11 protein-coding genes are annotated in these 10675 nt (G+C 43.2%); all 11 read right to left on the bottom strand.

The features are described 5' to 3' along the window. Positions 1 to 75 precede the first annotated feature (75 nt). Positions 76 to 1902: a glutamine--fructose-6-phosphate transaminase (isomerizing) gene (glmS, locus tag AACU98_RS15005; protein ID WP_004246586.1), complete on the bottom strand. Its 1827-nt coding sequence runs from the start codon at positions 1900 to 1902 to the stop codon at positions 76 to 78. A 157-nt stretch (positions 1903 to 2059) separates the two neighbouring features. After that, positions 2060 to 3433, bottom strand: coding sequence for a bifunctional UDP-N-acetylglucosamine diphosphorylase/glucosamine-1-phosphate N-acetyltransferase GlmU (gene glmU / locus AACU98_RS15000; protein ID WP_161735036.1), 1374 nt, complete (start codon positions 3431 to 3433; stop codon positions 2060 to 2062). 150 nt (positions 3434 to 3583) lie between these two features. Beyond that, entirely contained in the window at positions 3584 to 4000 is a 417-nt protein-coding gene (locus tag AACU98_RS14995) for a F0F1 ATP synthase subunit epsilon (RefSeq protein WP_004246588.1), read from the bottom strand. A 21-nt stretch (positions 4001 to 4021) separates the two neighbouring features. Beyond that, entirely contained in the window at positions 4022 to 5404 is a 1383-nt protein-coding gene (gene atpD / locus AACU98_RS14990; protein WP_004246589.1) for a F0F1 ATP synthase subunit beta, read from the bottom strand. A gap of 34 nt (positions 5405 to 5438) precedes the next feature. Further along, positions 5439 to 6302 carry a F0F1 ATP synthase subunit gamma gene (atpG, locus tag AACU98_RS14985; RefSeq protein ID WP_004246591.1) on the bottom strand — a complete coding sequence of 288 codons (864 nt, stop codon included), beginning with the start codon at positions 6300 to 6302 and terminating at the stop codon, positions 5439 to 5441. Positions 6303 to 6359: 57 nt separating this feature from the next. Beyond that, positions 6360 to 7901: a F0F1 ATP synthase subunit alpha gene (gene atpA, locus AACU98_RS14980; protein WP_004246592.1), complete on the bottom strand. Its 1542-nt coding sequence runs from the start codon at positions 7899 to 7901 to the stop codon at positions 6360 to 6362. A gap of 14 nt (positions 7902 to 7915) precedes the next feature. Further along, the gene (gene atpH, locus AACU98_RS14975; protein ID WP_004246594.1) at positions 7916 to 8449 is read right to left on the bottom strand and encodes a F0F1 ATP synthase subunit delta; all 534 of its coding nucleotides are present in this window, start codon (positions 8447 to 8449) and stop codon (positions 7916 to 7918) included. Positions 8450 to 8461: 12 nt separating this feature from the next. Beyond that, positions 8462 to 8932 (bottom strand): F0F1 ATP synthase subunit B, encoded by a 471-nt coding sequence (gene atpF, locus AACU98_RS14970; RefSeq protein WP_004246595.1) that lies wholly within the window; start codon positions 8930 to 8932, stop codon positions 8462 to 8464. A 61-nt stretch (positions 8933 to 8993) separates the two neighbouring features. Further along, a complete protein-coding gene (gene atpE, locus AACU98_RS14965; RefSeq protein WP_004246596.1) occupies positions 8994 to 9233 on the bottom strand; it encodes a F0F1 ATP synthase subunit C in 240 nt (79 codons plus the stop codon). 45 nt (positions 9234 to 9278) lie between these two features. Further along, positions 9279 to 10103 (bottom strand): F0F1 ATP synthase subunit A, encoded by an 825-nt coding sequence (gene atpB, locus AACU98_RS14960; protein WP_004246597.1) that lies wholly within the window; start codon positions 10101 to 10103, stop codon positions 9279 to 9281. Positions 10104 to 10134: 31 nt separating this feature from the next. Continuing rightward, positions 10135 to 10512 carry a F0F1 ATP synthase subunit I gene (gene atpI / locus AACU98_RS14955; protein WP_004246598.1) on the bottom strand — a complete coding sequence of 126 codons (378 nt, stop codon included), beginning with the start codon at positions 10510 to 10512 and terminating at the stop codon, positions 10135 to 10137. Positions 10513 to 10675: the final 163 nt, after the last annotated feature.

Here is a 10675-nt window from a genome sequence, read left to right as displayed (position 1 = left end):
TAATAGTGAGTTAAAAATGCCCCGCACCTAAAATTAAGATACGGGACAAAATTGGCAATAAACTATTAAATAATATTACTCAACAGTCACTGATTTAGCCAAGTTACGAGGCTGATCGACATCAGTCCCTTTAATTAACGCCACATGATAAGAAAGTAACTGTAATGGTACAGTATAGAAAATTGGCGCAATTAACTCTTCAACATGAGGCAGAGAAATTAGTTTCATTGTTTCACTTTCTTCAAAGCCAGCATCTTGATCGGCAAACACATACAGTAAACCACCACGAGCGCGCACCTCTTCAATATTAGATTTTAATTTCTCTAATAATTCATTGTTTGGCGCTACGATGATAACGGGCATATCAGCATCAATTAAAGCAAGAGGTCCATGTTTTAATTCACCAGCCGCATAAGCTTCTGCATGAATATAAGAGATCTCTTTTAACTTTAATGCGCCTTCTACCGCTATTGGATATTGATCACCACGGCCTAAGAAGAGTGCATGACTTTTTTCTGAGAAGTCTTCTGCTAAAGCTTCAATCACTTTATCTTTCGACAACATACTTTCAATACGGCTAGGTAGTGCATGAAGCGCCATTGCAACTTGTTGTTCAAGGGCTTCAACACCTTTAATGCGTCCCATATAGGCCACTAGCATTAATAAAACGGCCAGTTGCGTTGTAAAGGCTTTGGTTGAGGCAACTCCAATTTCAGCCCCTGCTTTAGTCATTAACACAAATTCAGATTCGCGAACTAAAGAAGAGCCAGCCACATTACAAATTGCCAGCGATGATAAATAACCTAACTCTTTTGATAAGCGTAATGCTGCTAGAGTATCTGCCGTTTCACCTGATTGAGATAAGGTTATCAGTAAACTATTGCGACGAGTCGCTGGTTTGCGATAGCGATATTCTGATGCAATTTCCACATCACAGGGGATCCCCGCTAAAGATTCAAACCAATAACGCGATACCATACCTGCGTTATAAGATGTACCGCAGGCAACAATTTGAATATGTTCCACTTGAGATAAGATCTCTGGTGCTTTAGATCCTAACTCACTAAGATCAATACTTTCTGCTTTTAAACGCCCTTCAAGGGTGTTTTTAATGGCTAAAGGCTGTTCGTAGATCTCTTTTTGCATATAGTGACGATAAATACCTTTGTCACCCGCATCATATTGCACATTCGATTCGATAATATCACGATTAACTTCTTCGCCATTAACATCATAAATATGCACATGACGACGAGTAATTTCGACAATATCGCCTTCTTCAAGGTAGATAAAGCGGCGAGTAACAGGCAATAAAGCCAGTTGGTCAGAAGCAAGGAAGTTTTCCCCAACACCAAGACCTACCACCAGTGGGCTTCCTGAGCGTGCTGCCACTAATAGCTCTGGTGTACGACTATCCATAATGACAGTACCGTAAGCACCACGTAATTGAGGGATCACACGCTGTACGACTTCACGTAATGTGCCGCCTTGGCGCTGTTCCCAATTGACTAAGTGAGCAATAACTTCAGTATCAGTTTGAGAGGCAAACTGATAGCCTCGGTTAATTAACTCAGCTTTTAGCTCTTGGTAGTTTTCAATAATCCCATTATGTACCACGGCAATAGTGCCTGAGACATGAGGATGAGCATTATCTTGACAAGGTTCACCATGGGTTGCCCAACGGGTATGAGCAATACCTGTACCACCAATAACTTGTGTTTTTTCTGCTTCTTCTGCCAGCATCTGTACTTTGCCAACTTCACGCAGACGTGTCATATGACAATCATTATCTACAACAGCTAATCCCGCTGAATCATAACCGCGGTATTCTAAACGACGTAAACCTTCAATTAAGATTTCTGCGATATCGCGTTGTGCAACTGCACCTACTATTCCACACATTGTGTTATTCCTAAAACTGTGCGTTTTTCGCACTTGATGTCTTTATACCTGATTATTTTGTTCCCCAAGCCATGGTAGAAAACGGGGATATTTTTGTTTTTAGAATAATAGCGTACAAGAAAAGGGCGATAATGAAATATACGCCCTTATCTTAAAATTATTGTTTTTTCTTCACCGGACGTTTCCAGCCAGAGATATGTGTTTGCTTCACTCGGCTAATGACTAATTCATTTTCGTTGACATCTTTTGTCAATGTTGTACCCGCACCAATTGTTGCGCCATTGGCCACGCAAACGGGGGCAACAAGTTGAGTATCAGAGCCGATAAACACATCATCACCAATGATAGTTTTAAATTTATTTGCACCGTCATAGTTACAAGTGATAGTGCCAGCGCCAATATTCACATTAGCACCCACTTCAGTATCACCTAAATAAGTAAGATGGCCCGCTTTAGAGCCAACGCCTAAACTGGCTTTTTTCATCTCAACAAAGTTACCAACATGTGCTTTGTCTGCCAGCTGTGCGCCGGGGCGAAGACGAGCAAAAGGCCCAACAGTACACTCTTGCGCTAAATTTGCATCCTCGATCACCGTATAAGGGCTGATAATCGAACCATCACCGATCACACAGTTTTTCAGTACACAACCCGTACCAATTTCAACGTTATTACCTAAAGTGACTTCACCTTCAATAATAACGTTAGTATCAATCACCACGTCTTTTCCGTGAGTTAGCGTACCACGTAAATCAAAACGAGCCGGATCAAGTAACATTACCCCTTCAAGTAATAAGCGTTCGGCTTGTTCTGTTTGATAAATACGCTCTAATGCGGCAAGTTGTAAGCGGTTATTAACCCCTTCCATTTCGCTATGACGAGTAGGGTGAGCGGTTTCGATTTTACGATCTTCTTGGTGTGCAAGTGCAATAATATCAGTAATGTAGTACTCTTTCTGAGCATTGTTATTATCAAGCTTCGCTAACCAGCGTTTTAAATCGCCCCCATTAGCAACCAATATACCTGTATTGATCTCTTTAATTTTTAATTGTTCTTCAGAGGCGTCTTTTTGCTCTACGATACCAACAACATCACCATTTTCGCGAACAATACGGCCATACCCCATAGGGTTATCTAAAATAACGGTTAATAAACCAATGCCACCAGCAGGTTTTACCGCAATTAAACGCTCTAAGGTTTCTTTAGTGATAAGCGGTACATCACCATAAAGCATTAGGATATCTTCATCATCAGCAAAGAAAGGTGCGGCTTGTTGCATAGCATGACCTGTACCTAATTGCTCAGCTTGTAGCACCCAATTGACAGGTTGTGAACCTAATGTTTCTTTCATAAGTTCACCACCGTGCCCATAAACAAGGTGGGTTTGTTGAGCACCAAGGGATTTTGCGGTATCAATGACATGTTGCACCATGGATTTGCCCGCAAGTTTATGAAGAACCTTAGGTAACTGTGAATACATACGGGTACCTTTTCCCGCAGCAAGAATAACAACACTTTTAGCTGAATTAGACATAATTAACCTGATAACTCCCGTAAAGAATGGCAAGTAAACCTGTTTATGCCAAATAATACTACATATTTCGTTACACAAAATATTTCTGAAAGCAAAAAAGCCAGTTAGCTATAACTAACTGGCTTTTTATTCATGGACTGCCTATTTACATTAGCGTCTAGTCAATTCGATTACACGTAGTTTTGCAATCGCTTTGGCTAATTCTGCTGATGCTTGAGCATAATCAACATCACCATGAGAGGATTGAATGTGTTCTTCAGCTTTACGCTTAGATTCCAACGCTTTCGCTTCATCCAAATCACGACCACGGATAGCTGTATCTGCCAGTACAATGACGCCTGTAGGCTGAACTTCGAGAATACCACCTGAAAGGTAGATAAACTCTTCTTCACCCGATGTTTTTACGACACGTACCATGCCCGGTTTTATGGCAGTTAATAACGGGGTATGCTGCGGATAAATACCGAGCTCACCTTCGCTACCAGTTACCTGAATATGTTTGACTTCGCCGTCATATAAATGCTTTTCAGCGCTGACAACTTTCAGGTGGAACGATGTATCGGCCATATCAACCTCCCGTCAGCCGTATTAAAGCTTCTTAGCTTTTTCTACTGCTTCTTCGATAGTACCAACCATGTAGAACGCCTGCTCTGGCAGGTGGTCATAATCACCGTTCAGAATACCTTTAAAGCCACGGATTGTGTCTTTTAGGGAAACGAACTTACCTGGTGAACCGGTAAATACTTCAGCAACGAAGAATGGCTGAGATAGGAAGCGCTGGATCTTACGCGCACGCGCAACAACCAGTTTATCTTCTTCTGACAGTTCATCCATACCTAAGATAGCGATGATGTCTTTCAGTTCCTGATAACGTTGCAGGATAGACTGAACACCACGAGCAACATCATAGTGCTCTTGGCCAACTACCAGTGGGTCTAACTGACGACTGGTTGAATCCAGTGGGTCAACCGCAGGGTAGATACCTAACGAAGCAATTTGACGGCTCAGTACCACTGTCGCATCTAAGTGAGCAAAGGTGGTTGCTGGGGATGGGTCTGTTAAGTCATCCGCAGGTACGTATACCGCCTGAACAGAGGTGATAGAACCTGTTTTGGTTGAAGTAATACGCTCTTGCAGAACACCCATCTCTTCAGCCAATGTTGGTTGGTAACCTACCGCTGATGGCATACGACCTAACAGTGCTGATACTTCTGTACCGGCTAAGGTGTAACGATAGATGTTATCGACGAATAACAGTACGTCACGGCCTTCATCACGGAATTTCTCAGCCATAGTCAGACCAGTCAGTGCAACACGCAGACGGTTTCCTGGTGGCTCATTCATCTGACCGTAAACTAACGATACTTTGTCAAGAACGTTAGAATCTGTCATTTCATGATAGAAGTCGTTACCCTCACGAGTACGCTCACCAACACCAGCAAATACAGAGTAACCTGAGTGCTCGATCGCGATATTACGGATCAATTCCATCATGTTAACTGTTTTACCAACACCCGCACCACCGAACAGACCGACTTTACCACCTTTAGCAAATGGACAGATTAAGTCCATAACTTTGATACCGGTTTCAAGCAGTTCTTGAGAGTTTGATAACTCTTCGTAAGTTGGTGCTTCACGGTGGATTGACCAACGCTCTTCGGTTTCAATCTCACCTTTCATATCAATAGGTGTACCCAGAACGTTCATGATACGTCCTAAAGTCGCTTTACCTACTGGTACTTCAATTGGGTGGCCTAAATCTTCAACCTTTAAGCCACGGCTTAAACCGTCTGATGTACCCATTGCGATACAACGAACGATACCACCGCCTAACTGTTGCTGAACTTCCAGCACCAGTTTTTCTTTACCATTCATAACCTCAAGAGCGTCGTATACTTTAGGGACGCTATCCTGAGGGAACTCGGCGTCCACTACGGCGCCGATTACCTGGACAATCTTTCCAGTAGCCATCTTGAATCCTCTACGTAATTCGTAAACCTAGCTGTTATACCGCGGCTGCACCAGATACAATTTCTGTCAGTTCCTGAGTAATGCTTGCTTGGCGTGCTTTGTTGTACACCAATTGCAGTTCTTTAATCAGATTACCACCGTTATCTGTAGCGGCTTTCATCGCGACCATTCGTGCTGCCTGCTCACTCGCTAAGTTCTCTACGACGCTCTGATAAACCTGCGATTCAATATAACGACGCAGTAAAGTATCCAGTAACGTCTTAGGATCAGGTTCGTACAGATAATCCCAAGATTTTTCTTTCAGTTCTTCATCATCACCTGGTGGTAATGGTAAAACTTGCAGAATTTTAGGCTCTTGGGCCATGGTATTGATGAACTTATTTGCCACCACATACAGTTTATCTAAACGACCTTCGTCATAAGCCTGCAACATGATATTGACTGGGCCGATAAGGTCAGATAGTTGCGGATCATCACCCATACCTGTTACTTGACCGACAACATTCCCACCTACAGAGGCAAAGAATGAAACGGCTTTAGAACCAACAAGGGCTAAATCTACTTCTACACCTTTATCAGACCACTCTTTCATGTCTGCCAGCAGTTTTTTGAACAAGTTAATGTTCAAACCACCACACAAACCACGGTCGGTCGAAACAACCAGGTACCCGACACGTTTAACTTCACGCTCTTCGAGGTATGGATGTTTATATTCCAGATTCCCTAACGCAAGGTGACCAATCACACTGCGCATGGTTTCTGCATAAGGACGGCTGGCTGCCATGCGTTCCTGCGTTTTACGCATTTTCGACGCGGCGACCATCTCCATCGCTTTAGTGATCTTCTGTGTGTTTTGCACACTGGCGATCTTCGAACGTATCTCTTTTGCGCCGGCCATTTCTGCTTCTCCTCATGAACCAGACGGCCTAATGATCATTATTAGGCCGAATAGTTATTACCAGGACTGAGTCGCTTTGAAGTTGTCTAGCACGCCTTTCAGCTTCGCTTCGATTTCTTCATTATAAGTACCGGTCTGGTTGATTTCTTTCAGTAAATCAGCATGTTCACGAGAAGCATAAGCTAATAAAGCCGCTTCAAATGGCACAACTTTTGAAATTTCAACATCTTCCAGATAACCACGTTCTGCAGCAAACAGAGATAAAGACTGTTGTGCGACAGACATTGGTTCGTACTGTTTCTGTTTCAGCAATTCAGTCACTTTCTGACCGTGGTTCAATTGTTTACGGGTAGCATCATCCAGATCTGAAGCGAACTGAGAGAATGCTGCCAGCTCACGATACTGCGCAAGTGCAGTACGGATACCACCAGAAAGTTTCTTCATAATCTTAGTCTGAGCTGCACCACCTACACGAGATACGGAGATCCCTGGGTTAACAGCTGGACGGATACCTGCGTTAAACAGGTTAGATTCTAAGAAGATCTGACCATCGGTAATAGAGATTACGTTCGTAGGAACGAATGCAGAAACGTCCCCTGCTTGCGTTTCGATAATAGGTAACGCAGTCAGTGAGCCGGTTTTACCTTTAACTTCACCGTTAGTAAAGTTTTCTACATACTCAGCGCTAACGCGCGCTGCGCGCTCCAATAAACGGGAGTGCAGATAGAAAACGTCACCAGGGTAAGCTTCACGTCCAGGTGGACGACGAAGTAACAGTGAAATTTGACGGTATGCGACAGCCTGTTTAGACAGGTCATCATAAATAATCAGAGCATCTTCACCACGGTCACGGAAGTATTCACCCATTGCACAACCCGCATAAGGAGCAAGGTATTGCAACGCTGCTGATTCTGATGCAGAAGCAACAACAACAATGGTGTTTTCTAACGCGCCATGCTCTTCTAATTTACGAACAACGTTCGAAATAGTCGATGCTTTCTGACCGATAGCGACATAAATACATTTAATGCCAGAGTCACGCTGATTAATAATCGCATCGACAGCCAGAGCAGTTTTACCTGTTTGGCGGTCACCGATGATCAATTCACGCTGACCACGACCAATTGGGATCATGGCGTCAACGGATTTATAACCCGTCTGTACAGGTTGGTCGACTGATTGACGGTCGATAACACCTGGAGCAATCATCTCAACAGGTGAGAAGCCATCATGCTCTACAGCACCTTTACCATCAATAGGTTCACCCAGTGTGTTAACTACACGACCAAGTAGACCACGGCCAACTGGAACTTCCAGAATACGACCTGTACATTTAACTTTCATGCCTTCTGCTAAGTCAGCATAAGGACCCATCACAACCGCACCAACAGAGTCGCGCTCTAAGTTTAATGCGATAGCGAAACGGTTACCCGGCAGTGCGATCATTTCACCCTGCATAACTTCGGCTAAACCGTGGATACGAATGATACCGTCACTAACGGAAACAATCGTACCTTCATTGTGAGCTTCACTCACTACATTGAACTGAGCAATGCGCTGCTTGATCAGTTCGCTGATTTCAGTGGAATTCAGTTGCATATGCTCCAGTCCCCTTAAGACTGCAAGACGTCAGTTAATCGCTCTAAACGGCCACGAACACTACCGTCGATGACAAGGTCACCGGCGCGTATAATCATGCCTGCGATAACGGACTTATCAATTTTGCAATTCAGCTTCACTTTGCGTGATAGACGTTTTTCCATCGCTGCAGAAATGTTAGCTAGCTGCTGTTTAGTTAGCTCAATGGCAGAAGTGACTTCAACATCAACCGTTGACTCGAGTACTGCGCGCAATTGAATAAATTGGCTCAATACTTCCGGCAATGTTGATAAACGGTCATTCTCAGCCATAACACGAATTAAGTTCTGAGCATGTTCATCAATTTGATCGCCACAAAGGTCGATAAAGATGTCAGCCAGTTTTTCTGATGCTAAAGAACCAGAAAGTAATTCGGTTACCTGCTCATTGCGTGCAACTTCAGCGGTGAATGCCAGCATAACCTGCCATTTATCGACAGCCTGGTTTTCCACAGCAAAGTCAAAAGCTGCTTTGGCGTAGGGGCGAGCTACCGTTGCTATTTCAGACATGCCCCTCCCTCCTTACAGTTCAGCGACCAGTTTATCAACGATGTCGCTATTAGCAGCTTCATCCACGGAACGTTCAATAATTTTCTCGGCACCAGCGATAGCCAGCATAGCGACTTGTTTACGAAGTTCTTCACGAGCACGTTTACGCTCTGCTTCCAATTCGGATTGAGCTTGTGCAACGATCTTACTACGTTCTTGCTCTGCTTCAGCTTTAGCTTCTTCAATCATTTGAGTGCGTTGTTTATTCGCAGACTCAATGATTGCTTGTGCTTCAGCTTTTGCTTTCGCTAACTGTTCGCCTGCATCGGCTTTCGCTAAATCTAAGTCCTTTTTCGCACGTTCTGCAGAAGATAAACCGTCAGCAATTTCTTTTTGACGTTTTTCAATGGCCGCCATAATTGGTGGCCATACATATTTCATGCAGAACAAAACAAACAGGACAAATGCGATGGCCTGGCCGAGGATTGTTGCATTTAAATTCACAGCACAATACCTCTTTCTTGGTTATTAACTAACTTGATGTTTTTACTGCTCATCACCATCATTAGGCGACAGCAAACATCACGTAAAGGCCCAGACCCACAGCAATCATTGGGATGGCGTCAACCAGACCCATAACGATAAAGAACTGTGTACGCAGAAGAGGGATCAGATCAGGCTGACGAGCAGCACCTTCTAAAAATTTGCCTCCGAGGATTCCGATACCGATTGCAGCACCGATTGCAGCTAAACCCATCATAATAGCGGCAGCCATGTACAGCAGATCCATACTCAGGTTTTCCATGACAGTCTCCAGTTTGTTTCAGTTATTTCTTTAAAGAGTTAATAATTAATGTTCTTCAGATGCCATCGACAGATAAACAATCGTTAGAACCATGAAAATAAAGGCTTGTAACGTAATAATCAGTATGTGGAATATCGCCCAAGGTAGGCTTAATAACCACTGTGACCACCACGGTAACAGACCAGCAATAAGAATAAAGATCAGTTCACCCGCATACATGTTACCAAACAGTCGAAGACCGAGTGAAACAGGTTTTGATAGCAGGCTTACCCCTTCCAGAATTAAGTTGATTGGAATAAATACAGGGTGATTAAAAGGCTGTAACGTCAGCTCTTTAGTAAACCCTTTTACGCCCTTCATCTTAATGCTGTAGAAGAGAATCAGGATAAATACACCAATTGCCATCGAAAGAGTGATACTCACGTCAGCAGTCGGAACGATGCGTAACGCTGGTAACCCTAAGATGTGTTCACCGATATACGGGATAAAATCAATTGGTAATAAATCCAGGGCATTCATTAACAGCACCCAAACGAACACAGTCAATGCCAAAGGTGCAATGACTTTGCTCTTCCCGTGATACATATCACGAACGCTGCTATCAACGAAACCAATGACCATTTCTACTGCAGTCTGGAATTTTCCCGGTACGCCACTGGTTGCTTTTACTGCTACTTTTCTAAATATCCATAGGAACAAAAGCCCCATGAGTACAGAGAAGAAAAGTGAGTCAATATTTAACACCCAGAATGATGGCGTATTTTCAGCATGGGGATTGACCAACTCGAAAGTACGTAGGTCCAACTGAAGGTTATTCAGATGTCCACCTATGTAGTCTCTAGTGGTTAATGCTTCTCCTGATGCAGACATGATGCCAATTACCCTTTTGTTGTTAAAAACGCTAACCGTTTATGACGGCTGGTGCAACGACCTGCATAACAAGCACCGCTAAGTAGGTCATGACCAGTGGTGCAAATGCCGCTTTAAACACTCCTAAAGCAACTATCAGCAAGGCTATTGATAATATAACCTTCAACCCTTCACTGAAAGCAAAAAGCCAGTTTATGCGAACTGAAGCTTCATTTTCATCTACTTTTTGTAAGCGTAGTAATAATAAAAATGCAATATTGGGTAACCAACATGCAATTCCACCTAAAAAAGCAGAAAAGCTCCAGTCTGTACTCTTAAAGTAGAAACCCGCACTGAGAATAACAAAAGTCATAAACTGCAAAAATAACAGTTTCAGTGCAACTTTCCCGCTGTAGAGGGAGACAGACATGACGTTTGTATTCTCCAGACTCGCTATCGTAAAAGGTATTACTGAATAATGTATCAAACTGTCTTTGCTATAAAGTGTCAAGTGACAAAAACGAGCAAATTATACGGGGCGTGGCAATGAATTCAATCAATAAGTAGCGAAAAAGTGAAGAATAATTTAAATT

The sequence above is a fragment of the Proteus sp. G4380 genome, assembly GCF_963885725.1.
Lineage (GTDB): Bacteria > Pseudomonadota > Gammaproteobacteria > Enterobacterales > Enterobacteriaceae > Proteus > Proteus mirabilis.
This window is presented reverse-complemented; position numbering and strand designations above follow the sequence as displayed.

What these genes read in the sequence shown, in the direction of transcription:
- atpA (WP_004246592.1), bottom strand. Translation starts at nt 7,901, where the DNA reads ATGCAACTGAATTCCACTGAAATCAGCGAACTGATCAAGCAGCGCATT.
- glmU (WP_161735036.1), bottom strand. Translation starts at nt 3,433, where the DNA reads ATGTCTAATTCAGCTAAAAGTGTTGTTATTCTTGCTGCGGGAAAAGGT.
- atpD (WP_004246589.1), bottom strand. Translation starts at nt 5,404, where the DNA reads ATGGCTACTGGAAAGATTGTCCAGGTAATCGGCGCCGTAGTGGACGCC.
- atpB (WP_004246597.1), bottom strand. Translation starts at nt 10,103, where the DNA reads ATGTCTGCATCAGGAGAAGCATTAACCACTAGAGACTACATAGGTGGA.
- AACU98_RS14995 (WP_004246588.1), bottom strand. Translation starts at nt 4,000, where the DNA reads ATGGCCGATACATCGTTCCACCTGAAAGTTGTCAGCGCTGAAAAGCAT.
- atpI (WP_004246598.1), bottom strand. Translation starts at nt 10,512, where the DNA reads ATGTCTGTCTCCCTCTACAGCGGGAAAGTTGCACTGAAACTGTTATTT.
- glmS (WP_004246586.1), bottom strand. Translation starts at nt 1,902, where the DNA reads ATGTGTGGAATAGTAGGTGCAGTTGCACAACGCGATATCGCAGAAATC.
- atpE (WP_004246596.1), bottom strand. Translation starts at nt 9,233, where the DNA reads ATGGAAAACCTGAGTATGGATCTGCTGTACATGGCTGCCGCTATTATG.
- atpH (WP_004246594.1), bottom strand. Translation starts at nt 8,449, where the DNA reads ATGTCTGAAATAGCAACGGTAGCTCGCCCCTACGCCAAAGCAGCTTTT.
- atpG (WP_004246591.1), bottom strand. Translation starts at nt 6,302, where the DNA reads ATGGCCGGCGCAAAAGAGATACGTTCGAAGATCGCCAGTGTGCAAAAC.